A 16637-nucleotide genomic window follows, 5' to 3' on the forward strand; every position below is an offset into this window, starting at 1 on the left:
TGGGGCAAGGTCTATTATCATCGGCATATAACATATGAGCCGCGTTCTGCTCGGGCCCGAAAAGGAATCAAATCACTATGCGTTGTAAAATGCTGACCGCTGCCGCAGCGGTTCTTCTGATGTTGACCGCAGGCTGTTCCACTCTGGAGAAAGTGGTTTACCGTCCTGATATCAACCAGGGGAACTACCTTACCCCTAACGATGTGTCCAAAATCCGTGTGGGGATGACACAACAGCAGGTCGCTTATGCACTTGGAACCCCAATGATGTCCGATCCGTTCGGCACAAACACCTGGTTCTATGTATTCCGTCAGCAGCCGGGCCATGAAGACGCGTCCCAGCAGACCCTGACGCTGACCTTCAGCAGCGCCGGTGTGTTGACCAACATCGACAACAAGCCTGCCCTGACCAAATAATCAGGTGTCAGAGATGCAAAAAGGTGCTCAATGAGCACCTTTTTTGTTTTCCTTCATCCCCCTCGCCCCTTTGAGAACAGGCTTAAGGTGAGGAGCGAACTACTTACCCGATTTCTCCGCACGCTGGCGACGCAGCTCTTTCGGGTCGGCAATCAGCGGGCGATAAATTTCGACCCTGTCACCCTCATTCACCACATCAGCCAGTTTGACCGGACGGCTGTAAATGCCGACTTTATTTTTCGCCAGGTCGATGTCACGACGAAGCTCAAGGATGCCAGAAGCGCGAATAGCCGCCTCAACGGTCGCACCTTCTTCCAGCATCACACGCTGCAGATATTGCTTCTCCGGCAGCGCATACACCACCTCGACAGCTATCTTATGCGACACTGTAAACCTCTTTGGCGCGGGTCGTGAACGCCTGAACCATATTCGAGGCCAGCTCTTTAAAGATGCGGCCAAACGCCAGCTCAATCAGTTTATTGGTAAACTCAAAGTCCAGCTGGAACTCGATGCGACAGGCATCAGCGCTGAGGGGGGTAAACTTCCAGCCCCCCATCAGGGTTTTAAACGGACCATCTACCAGATGCATCAAAATACTCTGATTGCTCGTCAGCGTATTGCGGGTGGTGAACGTCTTGCTGATCCCCGCTTTGGAGACATCGACCGCCGCCGTCATCTGCGTCGGGCCAGACTCCAGCACTCGGCTCCCGGTACATCCCGGAATAAACTCTGGATAAGACTGAACGTCGTTCACTAACTGATACATTTGTTCCGCGCTGTATGGAACAAGCGCAGTACGGCTAATCTGAGGCATAGCATTTCCCATGGTCACACAACCGACAAATAATAACATTTATCACCTGTTAAAAAAACGCTAAGCCTCATCTCGTGCTAATATAGCGCGTTAGACCTCACAGGACGCAATGAGGTGACTTTTTGAAATCAGATTACCGATGGCTTTACGATACTTATGACGAAGAAAAAAGCACATAAACCAGGCTCGGCGACCATTGCGCTCAACAAGCGTGCTCGCCACGAGTATTTTATTGAAGAAGAATTCGAAGCTGGCCTTGCATTGCAGGGCTGGGAAGTAAAATCGCTGCGCGCCGGGAAAGCCAATATCGGTGATAGTTACGTGATCCTGAAAGATGGCGAAGCCTTCCTGTTCGGTGCCAACTTCACGCCGCTGACCGTCGCGTCGTCACACTACGTGTGTGACCCAACGCGTACCCGTAAGCTGCTGCTGAACAAGCGTGAACTGGAGTCCCTTTATGGGCGCATTAACCGTGAAGGCTTCACCGTGGTTGCCCTGTCGCTGTACTGGAAAAATGCCTGGTGCAAAGTGAAAGTTGGCGTCGCGAAGGGTAAAAAACAGCACGACAAACGTACCGATCTGAAAGAGCGCGAATGGCAGCTCGACAAAGCACGTATTATGAAAAACGCAGGACGTTGATTCTGCGCACTTATTGTACTATTCAATAAGTTAGCGTTCCGGGCTGGTATCCAGGATGTAAAATCTGGTATACTCAGTTCAACACTATTGGGGCTGATTCTGGATTCGACGGGATTTGCGAAACCCAAGGTGCATGCCGAGGGGCGGTTTGCCTCGTAAAAAGCCGCAAAAAAATAGTCGCAAACGACGAAAACTACGCTTTAGCAGCTTAATAACCTGCTCTGAGCCCTCTCTCCCTAGCTTCCGCTCTTAAGACGGGGATTCAAGAGAGGTCAAACCCAAAAGAGATCGCGTGGAAGCCCTGCCTGGGGTTGAAGCGTTAAAACTAATCAGGCTAGTACGTTAGTGGCGTGTTTGTTCGCAGCTGGCGTGCGAATGTAAAGACAAACTAAGCATGTAGTACCGAGGATGTAGAAATTTCGGACGCGGGTTCAACTCCCGCCAGCTCCACCAAAATTCTCCATCGGTGATTACCAGAGTCATCCGATGAAGTCCTAAGAGCCCGCACGGCGCAAGCCCTGCGGGCTTTTTTGTGCCCTCAATTTGTCCCGCGAAGTCCGAAGAGAACTAATTAAATCCGAACCTTTTAGGCACCTTGTTAGGCACCTCATAAAGCTTTATTGTTTTTGAGGTGCCTAAAACTATGGAAACCCGGCAATGGCGAGACAAACCAAACCTCTATCCGTTAAAGAAATCGAATCTGCTAAACCCAAGGAAGCGGACTATGTGCTCTATGATGGCGATGGCCTTGAGCTGCTGATCAAATCCAGTGGGAGTAAAATCTGGCAATTTCGCTACATTCGCCCTGTCACCAAGAAACGTGCGAAGAAGAGCATAGGCCCCTACCCGTCAGTTACACTTGCCGATGCCAGAAACTACCGGGCAGAGTCTCGCTCACTCCTCGCGAAACAAATCGATCCACAGGAGCATCGGCAAGAACAACTTCGCAGTTCGCTGGAAGCCAAAACCAATACTTTCCAACTCGTGGCTGAGCGTTGGTGGAATGTGAAGAAAGCCAGTGTGACAGAGGACTATGCTGAAGATATCTGGCGCTCTCTTGAGAGAGATGTCTTTCCTGCGATTGGCGACGTTAGCGTCACAGATATTAAAGCTCATACACTGGTTCAGGCCGTTCAACCTGTTCAGGCCAGAGGGGCCCTAGAAACCGTTCGTCGTCTTTGTCAACGTATCAATGAAGTCATGATATATGCCCAGAACACAGGCCTGATTGATGCTGTACCCAGTGTCAACATTGGCAAGGCATTTGAGAAGCCGCAGAAGAAGAATATGCCAAGTATTCGCCCGGATCAGTTGCCTCAGTTGATGCAAACGATGCGAACAGCCAGCATTAGCCTTTCAACACGCTGCTTGTTCATGTGGCAACTACTTACTATCACCCGTCCCGCCGAAGCGGCTGAAGCTCGCTGGGATGAAGTAGACCTAGAAGCCCGAGAATGGAAGATTCCTGCAGCACGCATGAAAATGAACCGCGACCATACTGTTCCATTGTCAGATGAAGCAATTGCGATACTGGAGATGATGAAGCCGTTAAGTGGAAATCGAGAATTTATCTTTCCCAGCCGCATCAAGCCAAACCAGCCGATGAACAGTCAAACCGTTAACGCATCGCTTAAACGCGCAGGTTTTGGTGGGGTGCTCGTTTCACACGGTTTGCGATCTATTGCCAGTACAGCTCTCAACGAGCAAGGTTTTCCGCCTGATGTGATTGAGGCAGCACTTGCTCATGTGGATAAGAATGAGGTTCGGCGTGCTTATAACCGCAGCGATTACCTGGAGCAACGACGTCCAATGATGCAATGGTGGGCTGACTTCGTGATGGCTGCAGATAGTGGAAGTATTTTTGAAGGTGGGGTAAAGGGAATGCGTTTAGTGGGGTGACGGCTATTAGTTTTGGCAAAATCAGACTTGTGCTCCAGGTTGGGTAACAGCCTATTCACTCAAGTTAATACCCAAGTATCCGTTTCGTGCCATAAGACGTTATGGCACGTCGGATCAAATATCTAAAAGCGCATGGTCTGCTTGGATGGGATACTTACACCTTGTTTGCCACACGCATCATGGCATTGGCCAATCCAATGTGCTTATGTGTAATTCTCAGTTTCGTTTAATACTCAAATTGATGTTTCGATCTCAGCAGGAGTTACCTTCTAGGAATCGAAAATGTCGTGTGTTCTTAATCCAAGCCACTTTTCGAGATATCTAAGCAGCGTTCGCAGGGCCTCTTCGTGCTCAGGGAACTGGGCTGGGTTAATCGCATCACACTTAGCCTTCGCCACATCAATGCCAATAAAGTCGTCAATTGTCTCTTTATTGAAACTGTTGTGCTGCGTGGAGACGCGATCACCGTAAGTATGGCTCGTACCTCGGCTCATCAGGCGTGTGACCATGGTTGCGAAGCCTTGGTTGGTTTGAATGGCTTTCCTCACCCACTCTCGAGGTTCGTCCATTGAATCTGTATAGTCTTTCCATCGATAGAGCTGGGTTATGAGATCCGGTTCAGCAATCAGCGCGTCGCTGTCTGCTGCGCGGATCTTTATCAACCGCAACCATTCAGCCTTCATTGCCACAACGGTGTTGAGATCTAACGCTGGCTCGAAGGCTCTACTCTCGCCCTCATCCCGATCGGTGGGATCGCTAAGATGGATCAGGATTGAAGCAACGGATAGTGCCTCAGTTTTACGGAGTGCTTCAAGAGCCAAACTGCCTCGAACATCTTCAGGAATCCCCTTCAGGTACCAATTTGTCGCTCGCCACGCTGCCATATATGACGAATCGAAAGTGCCAATGTTCGTGCCTGCTAATTTTTCAGCGATTCTGAACATTCCAGGGAGCAGAACAGCTGCGTTCTCGGACGGTAATCGATCGACGGATTCGTCGAGCCTCGCAACGAGCGAATTCACCAGCCCGTCAGCTTCAACGGCTGCGATTGCAGCAAGGAGCTCGTCCTCTGTCGCTGTTGCATCGAGAAAATCAACGAAACGGCGCTCAGACATTTCTCCAACCGACGTCTGGAGTTCAAAGTAACGCGGGAAGTAGCGCGAAGTACATACTCTTTTCTCCATCAACCATCGGCTATGGAAGCCGTCTGCATAGTTCGTCCCCCCATATGCCCATTCAAGGGGAGGAAATAAGTCTTTAAGCGCATCACAAATGATATTACGGCGCTCTTCTGAGACAATCTCAAGAAGTTCCTTAGCTGCTGTTTGGTCCACCTCCCGTCGGCCATCACGGAAGAAGCGCCCTTCCTGGAGAACCAATCCTCTCTCACGGAACAGTGCATCGTGGAGGTCTGGTTCGAAGACCCGGAGTGTTTCCAGAAGTAGGAAATCTACAATGTTCACCTCAAACACGTCTCCGACCACATGCAGTGGCATGTGTACAGCAATAGACGAGATGAGACGACGTGCATCACGCATGTTGCGTAGCAGGGGCTGGATGCAGCCAATACAAGCGTTACCCCAGCGTCTCTGAGAAAACCCGTTGGCCTCAGTTGCGTAGAACTCCGCCATTTTAGAGAGCTCCTCCTCGAACATGCGATGCACGAACGATGCCGGGACAGCTGGTAAATCAAAACTAGCCTGCACGACCTTTTCAAGGAAGGCTCGGCCGTCATTGTCAGCAACCGGATCTAGTGCTCGTTCAACTATACTGGGCTGGAACAGGAGCACAAAAACAATATTCGGTAGATTAGCATTCGCCTTTACCTGCCGAAGCAACATCCTGATCTGCTCAGGTTCGAGCCGGTCAATGTCGTCGACGAAGACAACCAGCGGCCGGTCAAGTTCGCGAAGACGAGCCTCAAGCGCTGTGCGTACCTTGTCGAGAGACTCACCGCTATGGTCTCGCCCGAGATACGATAGCACGCGTCCGAGAAGAGGTACTCCGACCGAGAGAAAGGCAAGAACAGCTGCAACCTTTGCAACTGTCGGAAGGTCATATCCAATAGCCGACGCGATCGCTATAACCGAGGCGTTTGTGAGAACTGTCGATATTAGAAGGCCTGAACTCCCTGCTTCTTTAAGAGGCATACTAACCCCGGTAAGGATCGCTCCGTAACGTCGCAATGCTTGGGCACGGTCGAGTGCTGCCTTCGAATGCTCGCCTCCCAAACGATCTGCTATCTGGCCAAATAGCGCGCGGGCGATTGAGTCACCGTCTCCCCATTGCCATGGGTTAAAGTCGAGCCAGTCCGCTCCACTGCTCTTAGCATCGAGCCGTTCGGTGATAAGGTTTTTCAGTGATGATTTGCCGAAGCCCCATCCCCCACGAATAGCGAACACTCGGCCTTCGCGCAAACTAAGCTCCGAAAGCACATCGGCTATACGGGCCGCGAATCCGGACCGTCTAAGGCGATCTTCGGATGCTGTTCGAATCGGAGCTTCAGCCCCAATCCCTCCGTCCGGCTGCTCGTTCCTTACCATATCAGCATTAGGCTTCGCCCGACGGCGAGCACGCCATGCCGCCAGACGGAACAACAGCTTACTCATCGCACACCATCTCCCAAGAATGCATGTATTAATCGTCCTATTGTTAGAAGGTACACTGGTTCACAGACAGAGCAAATTAAAGCCCCTGCGAGCCTTGTCTGCACAAGTTCAACTTATTACGTAAGCAAACTGAAGGGGACCCGCTGTAAACGCAAGCCAGTATAGCGGTTCTGTCTACTCAACATGAAGCCGCAGATAAGAGGTGTACTGAACAGGCAACATAATTTCACTGACAGTGAAATTATGTTGCCATATATCGAAAATAATGCTTTACTTATCACAGGTCAGGCGTTCCGCCTGAGCTGTGTTCTTTAAAATGATTGTTCTCATCGTAACAGCGAAGGTCTGGCGTAATTGCCTGCTTATCAGGCCGCTCCTTCATCCGGTGTTGGAGATTTTGACGGGCAGACCAGCGTCATCGGTCAGTCTGAAGCACGTTCGTCATGATGGTGATTCGTAGCCAGTCGCGATATGCGGCAACCAGGCAACTGCACTATCGGAATAAACGGGGCTTCATCGTCGCGAAGACTGGTGTTGGGCTTGCGCATCGGATTGGCTCCTTTCGGCCATCGCCTTGTTACGGGGCTTCGGCGTTTTGCCGATTCAAAGGAGAGCAATATGAAACACGATACTTTAAAGAACACCATCGCAACGCTTGAAAAGCTGCGCGATGCTCACTGCAGCCAACTCGATGCTGGCGCTCTGGCAGAGCTAGAAGATGTATTACGTCAGTTACGCATACATCGTGACAGCCCGGTAAGAAGCGGGTTCCGGTTTGACGATATCGTCTTCCGGGCACTGCGTATTATTGACGTTGTAGTTCGTCTGATCACAAACATTGATGATTGGATGAAATAATGCAACAGAGCCAAGACGCAGCAGGCCCAATATTTATTTGCGGAGTTAATTATGAATATCGGACAGGCTATCAAGTTATGCCGAACCAGAAGGGGAATATCACAGACGGATTTAGCTCGGAAGGCAGAATGTTCTGTTTCTTATCTTTCCATGCTCGAAAACAATAAGCGAGATCCGACGCTTTCAACCCTTAACAGCATTGCTGCTGCTCTCAACATTCCTGTCAGCATTATTTTCTTTATTGCAGCAGAGGCCGGTGATCTTAACGGTATTGATAAAGGACTCCAGGGAGAACTTGCGCGTACTGCGTTGGAGCTGCTTAATGATTCACACTCCGTCTGACTCCCCCTTCTATAGCAAACGACGCATCAGCAGTATGACAGCGCTATCAAAAGCGCTGAACATCTCTCCTATCGAACTACTTAATCTAGCCAATCGTGCGGACCATATGTACCGACTCGCCAGCACGATCACTAAACCTGACGGAAGTACGCGCCAGACTTGGGATGCATATGCACCTCTAAAAAAAGTACAACGCAATATCAGGCACAATATCCTTGATTACGTGGTTTATCCAGCATATTTGACAGGTAGTCTGAAAGGCTGTGATTATAAAACCAATGCAACTTTACACGCTGGTTCTACGATTGTTATTAATGAAGATATCACGCGTTTTTTCCCATCAACTTCAGACACAATAGTGCATGACATATGGCAACATTTCTTTGGCTTCGGTAATGAAGTAGCTGAATGTTTGACCAAGCTGACGACCCGACAAGGGGAGCTACCTCAGGGTGCCATCACTAGTTCATTTCTGGCTAACCTGGCGTTTTGGAAAGATGAACCGGCACTACAAGCCAGTTTTCGGGCAAGAGGAATAATTTATTCCCGCTACGTTGATGATATCGCCGTCTCGTCAGTTAACTTTCTTGATAAACCGGCTAAAACGAATGTGATAGCCTCGATTTATGGCATGCTTTCCAGGTACGGTTACCAGCCTAAACGAGCTAAACACGAAATCAGAACATCTGGGCAACGGATGGAAGTTACCAAGCTTTCGGTGAATTCAAAACCTGGTCTCTCTTCCGCTAAGCAAAGCCAGATACGATCGGCAGTCCATCATTTGGAGCAAGCCATTCTTAGGGGCGAAATTATCGAGTTCGATAAGGGCCCTTATGCACAAACATTGGGACTAGTTCATTTATTGGCCAGATTCCATCCTGGCAAAGCAAAAAAACTTAAACAGCGCTTGCTTGCTCTTAAGAGTGCGGGGCGCACGAATATGTATACATAGTGCAAGAACTAGGGCAAAAATTTTTTACTAAGGTGAAGGCGTGGCAATCTTTGACATTGAAAAGGATGAATTACTTCGGCTCTCCGATACTCAGCTAGAAGAGCTGATAGCTCGGCTAGCGGAAGCTGAAGTGGCAATACATGGTCATAGCCCTGCATGTGTAAATTGGTCTGGCTCAATTACAGCCCCTGACGGAGGGATTGATATCCATGTTCAGGTTCCAGTTGATCAACTGAAACCAGGCTTTCTTGTAAGGCCTAATACGGTCTTTCAGGCAAAGAAACATAAAATGCCTAAGGCTACAATTGAGAAGGAAATGGGCACCGGCCAAACGCTTTCACCCATCATATCTGAACAAGCCAGAAAACAAGGCAGCTACATCATTGTCAGCCTGGGTGATGATTGCTCTCCGTCTGGAAAAAGAGATCGTCTTAATGTAATGAGGGATGCAGTAAAAGATGATCCTAACAAAAGCAATCTTCATCTTGATTTCTACGACCGTTCCAAACTAATTCAATGGCTGCGCCAACATCCATCAGTCATGTTGTGGGTAAAAGGGAAGCTTGGGCAAGGGTATTCCGGCTGGCAACCCTACGGAGCCTGGAGTAATCCGCCACAAGGTGTTACAGACACTTTAATCTCAGCCCCAGGTGTAACCATTACTTTACCGTCGGGAAAGGGGCAAAAACTCAAAATTGATGAAGCAATTAGCCCAATGCGAGAACTTATCCGTTCGACGAATAAGGCGGTTCGTATTACAGGATTATCTGGTGTCGGGAAGACTCGGATCGTTCAGGCGCTCTTTGATGAAACTGTTGGAACAGATGCGCTTGACAGGACAGTAGCTATTTATGTTGATACTGGCTCTGAGCCAGTACCGTCGGCTACAGCAATGCTTGATAAGCTGATCGCTGAGGACCGACGAGCAATTATGATCCTTGATAATTGCCCATCAGAGCTCCATGCTTCGCTTGCCAGCAAGGTATCAGCCGCAGGAAAAGAAATAAGCCTCATCACGATCGAGTACGACATTAGGGATGACAAACCACAGACAACTGAGGTCATCCATATTGAGACAGATGGTCCAGAGGTGGCAGAGCAACTTCTTATCCGTCGCTTCCCTTCTATTGGTCAGAATAATGCCCGTCGTATTGCTGAGTTTGCAGATGGGAATGCAAGAGTTGCTTTGGCTATAGCTGAGAGAGGGGAGGAAGGCGAGAGTTTGGCTCTACTTTCTGATGCGCAGTTGTTTAATCGCTTGTTTGAACAACGTAATCATCCCGACGGTCATTTACGGGAGCAAGCTGAGATATTATCACTGGTGTATTCGTTCTCGGTAACTAGTTCAGATGCTGCTACCGATGAACTGGAAATATTGGGTGCGCTCTCAGGGTATTCCAAAATCCAGTTATTCAAAGCTATTACGAAGTTGACGGAACGTCACGTTGTTCAGAAAAGATCCCACTGGAGAGCTATCCTTCCCCATGCCATTGCTAACAAATTGGCAATATCTGCACTTAAGAGTATTCCGATAGATCGACTTAGGGCGACGTTTGAAGCTCCGGGTTGTGAGCGTTTATTAATGTCTTTTTCGCACCGTCTGGGGTTGTTGCATGACCATCCTGTTGCGAAAGAAATTGTAGAAGCCTGGCTCCAGCCTGAAGGATTACTTGGGCAAATTTTAAAGTTGGACGAAGAGTCGGTGCGTATATTGGATTATATCGGTCCGGTCGCTCCTGAAGCTTTGTTAAACCTGATCGAAGCAGAACTTACCGCGCCTGACTTTAAAGGCATTAAACCGACTTATGATCCGCGGCGGCTAGCCATTCTCAATCTTTTACAATCGTTGGCATATGAATCTAACGCCTTTGACAGATGTGCCAGGCTTCTGATCCGTATGGCAGACGATGAAGATGAGAGTAACAATCACGACTCAGCTCAAGGCAAGATCGTGAGATTTTTCCAGGCGTATTTATCTGGCACTCACGCTTCTTTAAACCAGCGAATCATGCTGATGAATGAATGTTTCTCATCAGGCGTAACCGGCCGCAGAGCGCTGGGGTTCAAAATGTTATCTACTGCTTTGGAAGGCTCACACTGGACAGGCGTTGGGGTGAACGAGTTTGGTGCTCGCCCCAGAGATTATGGTTCTGAACCCTCCTATGCTGAGCTTGTGGACTGGCGTAGTGCATTCATTGACGTTGCTGTGCAACTGGGTACCTCCGGCGATTCTGAAATTGAAGCCTCTGCTCGTATAAACCTGTCTGACGCATTTCGAGGCCTTTGGGACCAGGATGCGATGAGGGAAAAACTCGCCGATGCAGCTCGTAAATTGCATGCTTACTCCCCTTGGGGAGATGGCTGGAAAGCCATCCGTTCAATGATTTATTTCGACTATACAAGGCCTACAGATGCCGAAGGGGTTGAGCCGATACCTGAAAGCCTTGCAGCACTGGAGAAGGAGCTGGAGCCTAGCGACTTAGTAGCGGAAATAATGACTTACGTACTTAGCCGAGGGGGAGACTATTGGGTGCTTGATGCTGATTTGGGGCATGACGAAACCGAAAAGTTTAGCGCGGCTGAGAAGCGGCTTGAAACCAAAGCTATCCTGTTAGGACGAGATTTTACGGCATCAAATCATAAGCTTGAAGAATTGGGCCAAAATTTGTTCTCTACCGATTGGATGCCCTATCGCATTGCATTTGGAAAGGGGTTAGCTGACGGAGAATATGATCTGCAAATTGGCTGGCAGCAGCTTGTTAACCTACTTGATCTGTATCCAGGGATTAACAAAGATTTTGCAGTCTTTGCCGGTTTCATCGAACAAACAGATGCAGTGGCTCCGACGTTAGCTCAAGAATTTCTCGAACAATGTTCACAACACCCAGAACTTCGGCGGGTTATAGTTGGTTTGCATCCTCGGCGAGAGTTTACAGAAACTGATTTAAATCGCTGTATGTCAGTTCTGGATGATCCTGAAATAAGCCCGCACATATATGGGCCAATTTTGTGGCGGGACCAATATGTTAATTTGTCTGCAGGTCGTGTTATTGAACTTGCTCATCGTCTCCTGAGTAAAATAAATGGTGACGATGTAGTGTTGGATGCTTAAAGTATGAGGTTACCTCGTCAAGAGAAGGCTGAGGATACACTTGGTGCTGACCTGCGGCAGATTGGTTTAAGAGCAGCAATCATTAGAGTCCAAAGAGATCACCGTGACTCTGGTGGGTCTACAGATTATCGCATGGAACGTGTCGTTGGCGCTGCTCTACGATTTGATGGTTATGAGTCACAAAAACAGGAGTGGCTGAACACGATTTTTTCTGTTTTAGATGAGCATTATGGATATTTTAATTCATTTGGAAGAACCATTGAAACGACTGCCGCATTGATGCCAGAAGCATTTCTCGATCATGTTTTTGAGGGTAACGAAAAACAGCGACAACGACGTTTATTTTTTATCAGTCACGGAAGCTTACGTCGGTTGCCTCTTTCTAAAATTGATGTGGACGTTTTAATTCAATGGTGCCGCGCTAGAAATGATCCCAATGTTTGGCCTGCTATTGCAACTGGTGTAACACTTTGGGTGAAGGATGATGAAAAGAGTGTAACCACCATACAGGAAGCAGCTTTAGCTCTATTAGAGGCCTCACCTGAACCAATGGTTGTGCTGGAGGCCTTTGCTCAACGCATTAGCCCATCATCCTGGACTGGAAGTTTGTCAAATATCATGCAACTTAGAGCTGATGCTTTCAGTATGTTGAGCAAGCATGAACGTCCAGATATTGCTAAAGCAGCCAGAATAGTGCATGAAAAAATAATTCATTGGATCGAACGCCAAATAGAACGTGAGCAACGGGAAGATAGTGAACGGGAACAGCGGTTTGAATAAAGGCTACAAGCCCTAGCCTATACGAAAACCCTGTGTTAAGGAGAAAGTAATGGAATCTGCACGTGATAAACGTACCGGAGAAAAAGTCGAGGCAGAAGATCTCTGGCTGCTAGATGATATTGATACCAGTGGCTATGTATGCTGGGGATGTGGGATTGAGATGTATCCTTCTGCTTGGCAATAAGGAAGTAAGAAAAGACCTTCGTTTAATAAAATGCCTGGAAAAGAGCACATTAATTGCGATGCTGATGCAGAAAGCACAGTGATTAAACAGGGGCAGAAGAAAAGCGTCCGCCGCATGTTAGATAGCGCACCGGGTTTGATGCCTGCAGGATTAAAACTGATTGAAAATCGACCCGTTGTTGATCCTGACACTACTGGTAGCAACAACAAACCCAATCCAATACGTTCTACAACATCGGCATCCAGCGAGGGAAATGCTCCAGCGCGGCAATCCCGCCGCCCGGTTAATGCTATTCGCCAGATTTGTAGGGCATTTATTCGCTTCCCGTATGACCGTGGTATGTCATTAAATATCCCTAGTATTGATGCCGATACTTACATGACCGCGTTTAAAAAACTTAAAGATCCGGTTCAGCCTTACCCTGAGCGCCGACTTTTTTATTCGCAGTTGTTGTGGCAGAAATTTGAGCAAGACGAAAACCGGATTGTCATTCCCCTCTCGGGAGAATGGACAAAAGACAAATCTGGTAAATTTAAACCCACGCGTAGCTATAAACTACACATTAAGTGGGGAGACTGGTCAAAAGCCAAAAGGACTATGCTTTTGAATGAGCTCGAAACTGTTCAGGAAGAAGCAAAAGAAGCAGTAAATAAAAAAGATAAAGAGAGAGCTCAAGTCTTCTTTATAGGTGAGCAAAGCGTTGATAACCCGGAGATCTTCTATATTACCGATTATAGGTTGATTTGTGCGATTATGGGGTACATAACTTACCCTTGATGCATAAAGGGCCTTCCTAAAATAAGAAGGCCCTTTTATATTGCTGGAGATGCGTACTATACCTGCTTCTGCTTCATTATCATTTTTATTCGTTAATCATCGCACTGTCAAAGCTGAGGGCCATATCGTAATAATTGTTATTATCAAGATACCATGGAGTAATGAACTTTTGATTCAGCAAAAGAAAACAATAATACCTCATTTGAGAGTAACGTTCTCTTTTTACAGATTTATATCGGAGATAAAGGCTCCGAGCTGATACACTAAAACCATACTCCAAATACTTCAATCTTATTTTTTCTGAAATAGTCCGACTATTATTTTCCTCATAATAAATGGCCATCTCAGGTTCTTCATCATGTTCGTATGCAATATCAAACGCCCCCAGCGTTCCCAGCCAACTGCCTTGGGTTCCGCTAAACATACGTTTATGAAGATAATATTTATTCATATTCTCAAGAAAAACCTCTACATTCCTAATCGAAATATCGCCTTTGCATTGAAAACTCATAAAAGATCGCCTCCCCTCCCCCATAAACCAATCATCAACTAACCTTTTATAGTAATCAGAAATATGTTTTTGTTCTAGACTAGACATTCTTGGATCAGGAGATGGCAAGGCAATCGTATTATTATTTTTTAGCGAAATCATTACCGCTACTGCCCGTTGCAGCATCTTAAACTCGAAAAGCAAACCAGCTCGAAGAAACAACAACGACAACCCTAGCTCAGATTTTTTCGCATACGTGTCAATATTTAGAGAATATTTTCCACATGAGATAATACCACGACTTACCAGCTCCCGATAAAACCCAAGAGGGGCTTCTTTATATTCTAATGCATAGCAGCATTCGACAAGACGATATCTAATGAGATAGGGTGTTGCTGATAATTCTAGATCTTGATCATTTACCAACTCTTCAACAGCTCTATCAATGAACTCACCCTGAACACCATTGTTCTCCGCAGCCGCATATAACATTGTAAGACTAAAATTACTCGCCGTTTGAGTACTCTTGTCATAAATAGTCCCTTCTTCAAAAAGCGTATTAGTATCGGACTGTTCAGAATACTCAGCCATGGCTGAAGAAAGTTTGCCATCTACAGATAGATAAATTTCCAGTGCCCCCAGCAGATAGTGCTTAGCTATCGCAGCCTGCTTTCCCGTCATTCCGACTTCTCGCAGCATATTGTTAATTTTGAGGATAATGCGGGGATACCACTCTGCAATAGGATCTTTGCAAACTTCACTCATCACTACTTGAGTGAAGTGAAGGGTATCGATCGCATCAAAAGCTGCTTTGTGGATAGGTGTTATCGCTGGCATTTTTAGTGTCAAAAAAAGTAGAACATAACTTGAAATTTTAGACACTAAAAAACTTCATTACAATCCCCTCCGTACACAAAAAAACACCGGTGTTTGGTAGCAAATCAAAAATATTAATCATTAAAAACAATGAGGTGACGTAATGACCTGTATTGCCCCATCGGTAAAAATTCTGCGCATCAGCGCACTTGTAAATAAAATTGGAATCAGCCGCTCAACAATCTACGACTGGCTAAATCCGAAGTCGCCACGCTATGACGCAACATTCCCTAAACAACGCCGCCTGGGAATGCAGTCTGTTGGCTGGATGGAATCCGAAATCGATAAATGGCTGGAGGAATGCTGCCCGCAGGTTTAAGGGATGATTTATTCCCCTGTATCAGTTGTGATGCCGTTTGGCATCACAACTGATAAGGATAACTTTCTTTTATTTTTTCTCTATGGAGAGCGCACAATGCAAAAGTATGATGATTTTCCTGTTGATCTGCTTCCAGTACTTATTAAAAGCACAATTTATGAAGTACACCAGATAACAAAGGCTCCTATACCTCTGATTGGTGCATCTGTTTTGGGTGCTATTTCCCTTGTTTGCCAAAGTCAGATTGATGTCATTCGTCCGGGCAATCTTCGTGGACCGGTCTCACTTTTTCTGTTGACGCTAGCAGGGTCTGGCGAGCGTAAAACTACTGTCGATAATCTGTTAATGGAGCCATTAAGACGTTTTGAAGAACAGCTGAACGAAGATTATTTGGAAAAATATAGTGACTATTTGATAGAACTAAATGCGGTAAAAACAGAGATCAAAGCCCTGAATACTGAGCTGAGGGCACAAGTTAGGCGTAAAGAAGACACACTGGAGATAAAAAAAGCGCTCAACACCGCGCATAAATCGCTCCCGGAGCCCCCTGTAAAATACAAAATGACATTCAATGACGCAACGCCAGCCGCAATTAAAGAATTTCTGTGTAAAGAACGCTGGAAATCGGTGGGTATTATGTCGGACGAGGCAGGAACGATATTCAACGGCCACACTCTGAACGATCTGCCTTTTATCAATAAAATGTGGGACGGCGGAAAATTTACCGTTGATCGAAAAAATGAGCCCGAGGCCACCATCCACGATGCCCGAATGACGCTGTCGCTGATGGTTCAACCGGAGATGTTCACCGCCTATCTGGAACGGCGGGGAGAACAGGCTAAGGGTGTGGGTTTCTTTGCCCGCAGCCTGATTTGTTTACCGACATCTACACAGGGCACCCGTCTGATCGAATCACCGGTTATCTCACGGGAATATCTGCCAGTATTCCATCGCCGCCTGATGGACATAGCTACTGAAAGTCTTGCCCATAACGGGCAAAGTCGCAAAGGTCTGACATTTTCTCCGGAAGCTGAAAATCTATGGATTGAATTTCATAATGACATAGAGAGCAGGATAGGTAGCGACGGTAATCTGGTCAGCGTCAGAGATTATGCATCTAAAGTTGCGGAAAACGTGGCCCGTGTTGCCGCGTTACTCCATCACTTTTGTGGTTTTGATAACAATATATCTACCGAAGTTGTTGACGCAGCAATCGCCATCATCAACTGGTACGGTAACCAATACACAGATCTTTTTGTTCATCCTGATGAATATCAGTCCTTTGAAAGGGATTTAAATGAGCTTTTTGCATGGATACAAAATGAATGCCGTAAGTCATATAGGTATATGTTTAGAAAAAACCGTATTTTACAATTAGGGCCAAACCGCCTAAGAAACAAGGAAAGAATAGATGAGTTACTCTCCGTACTAGTTGAACAGGAAAAGATTATCCTATTTCAGTTTGGGAAAACTTGGTTCATCCGTGAGAACCTAGCTGGTTCACTCATGGTTGCTTCACCGAACAGCTCTGTCTGGAGAAGCTAGCGTTGGCTGTGAGATGTCGTCTGCA

16 protein-coding genes and 1 other RNA gene are annotated in these 16637 nt (G+C 47.0%); 13 read left to right on the top strand and 4 right to left on the bottom strand.

The window, feature by feature from the left end:
• The first annotated feature begins 77 nt into the window (after positions 1–77).
• Complete coding sequence (bamE, locus tag F8561_RS00185; protein WP_014171256.1) at positions 78–416, top strand: outer membrane protein assembly factor BamE; 339 nt, start codon at positions 78–80, stop codon at positions 414–416.
• A 99-nt stretch (positions 417–515) separates the two neighbouring features.
• Here the strand turns inward: bamE and F8561_RS00190 are convergent, their stop codons facing one another.
• Both F8561_RS00190 and F8561_RS00195 read right to left on the bottom strand, forming a co-directional pair.
• Positions 516–803: an RnfH family protein gene (locus tag F8561_RS00190; RefSeq protein WP_032680464.1), complete on the bottom strand. Its 288-nt coding sequence runs from the start codon at positions 801–803 to the stop codon at positions 516–518.
• Entirely contained in the window at positions 793–1230 is a 438-nt protein-coding gene (locus F8561_RS00195) for a type II toxin-antitoxin system RatA family toxin (RefSeq protein ID WP_024908332.1), read from the bottom strand. The genes F8561_RS00190 and F8561_RS00195 overlap by 11 nt, the downstream gene beginning before the upstream one ends.
• Before the next feature lie 156 nt (positions 1231–1386).
• Between F8561_RS00195 and smpB the strand changes: the two genes are divergently transcribed.
• From smpB to F8561_RS00210, 3 genes are all read left to right on the top strand, one after another.
• A complete protein-coding gene (smpB, locus tag F8561_RS00200; protein WP_008502505.1) occupies positions 1387–1869 on the top strand; it encodes an SsrA-binding protein SmpB in 483 nt (160 codons plus the stop codon).
• Positions 1870–1958: 89 nt separating this feature from the next.
• Positions 1959–2322: a transfer-messenger RNA gene (ssrA, locus tag F8561_RS00205) on the top strand.
• Positions 2323–2526: 204 nt separating this feature from the next.
• A complete protein-coding gene (locus F8561_RS00210) occupies positions 2527–3768 on the top strand; it encodes an integrase (RefSeq protein WP_151887020.1) in 1242 nt (413 codons plus the stop codon).
• 269 nt (positions 3769–4037) lie between these two features.
• Here the strand turns inward: F8561_RS00210 and F8561_RS00215 are convergent, their stop codons facing one another.
• Positions 4038–6377: a P-loop NTPase fold protein gene (locus F8561_RS00215; RefSeq protein ID WP_151887021.1), complete on the bottom strand. Its 2340-nt coding sequence runs from the start codon at positions 6375–6377 to the stop codon at positions 4038–4040.
• A 618-nt stretch (positions 6378–6995) separates the two neighbouring features.
• On the opposite strand from F8561_RS00215, the gene F8561_RS00220 reads away from it, so the two are divergent.
• The 7 genes from F8561_RS00220 to F8561_RS24260 all read left to right on the top strand — a co-directional run bounded on the left by F8561_RS00220 (position 6996) and on the right by F8561_RS24260 (position 13382).
• Positions 6996–7235: a hypothetical protein gene (locus F8561_RS00220; RefSeq protein ID WP_151887022.1), complete on the top strand. Its 240-nt coding sequence runs from the start codon at positions 6996–6998 to the stop codon at positions 7233–7235.
• Positions 7236–7286: 51 nt separating this feature from the next.
• A complete protein-coding gene (locus tag F8561_RS00225; protein WP_151887023.1) occupies positions 7287–7577 on the top strand; it encodes a helix-turn-helix domain-containing protein in 291 nt (96 codons plus the stop codon).
• Entirely contained in the window at positions 7558–8529 is a 972-nt protein-coding gene (locus F8561_RS00230; protein WP_151887024.1) for a reverse transcriptase family protein, read from the top strand. Before F8561_RS00225 ends, F8561_RS00230 begins: the two co-directional genes overlap by 20 nt.
• Before the next feature lie 40 nt (positions 8530–8569).
• The gene (locus F8561_RS00235) at positions 8570–11641 is read left to right on the top strand and encodes a hypothetical protein (protein WP_319016544.1); all 3072 of its coding nucleotides are present in this window, start codon (positions 8570–8572) and stop codon (positions 11639–11641) included.
• A gap of 132 nt (positions 11642–11773) precedes the next feature.
• Positions 11774–12421, top strand: coding sequence for a hypothetical protein (locus tag F8561_RS24530; protein ID WP_319016545.1), 648 nt, complete (start codon positions 11774–11776; stop codon positions 12419–12421).
• A gap of 49 nt (positions 12422–12470) precedes the next feature.
• On the top strand, positions 12471–12605 hold the full coding sequence (locus F8561_RS24510; RefSeq protein ID WP_264291725.1) for a hypothetical protein: 135 nt from the start codon (positions 12471–12473) through the stop codon (positions 12603–12605).
• A 30-nt stretch (positions 12606–12635) separates the two neighbouring features.
• A complete protein-coding gene (locus F8561_RS24260) occupies positions 12636–13382 on the top strand; it encodes a hypothetical protein (RefSeq protein WP_226777964.1) in 747 nt (248 codons plus the stop codon).
• Between the two features lie 85 nt (positions 13383–13467).
• On the opposite strand, the gene F8561_RS00250 is transcribed toward F8561_RS24260, so the two are convergent.
• A complete protein-coding gene (locus F8561_RS00250; protein ID WP_226777965.1) occupies positions 13468–14754 on the bottom strand; it encodes a hypothetical protein in 1287 nt (428 codons plus the stop codon).
• Between the two features lie 97 nt (positions 14755–14851).
• Between F8561_RS00250 and F8561_RS00255 the strand changes: the two genes are divergently transcribed.
• Together F8561_RS00255 and F8561_RS00260 are read left to right on the top strand one after the other, a co-directional pair.
• Entirely contained in the window at positions 14852–15067 is a 216-nt protein-coding gene (locus F8561_RS00255; protein ID WP_151887025.1) for an AlpA family phage regulatory protein, read from the top strand.
• 96 nt (positions 15068–15163) lie between these two features.
• Positions 15164–16612, top strand: a complete 1449-nt coding sequence (locus F8561_RS00260; RefSeq protein WP_151887057.1) for a YfjI family protein — start codon at positions 15164–15166, stop codon at positions 16610–16612.
• Positions 16613–16637: the final 25 nt, after the last annotated feature.

Source organism: Enterobacter sp. 198, assembly GCF_009025585.1.
In the GTDB taxonomy this organism is placed as follows: domain Bacteria; phylum Pseudomonadota; class Gammaproteobacteria; order Enterobacterales; family Enterobacteriaceae; genus Enterobacter; species Enterobacter ludwigii.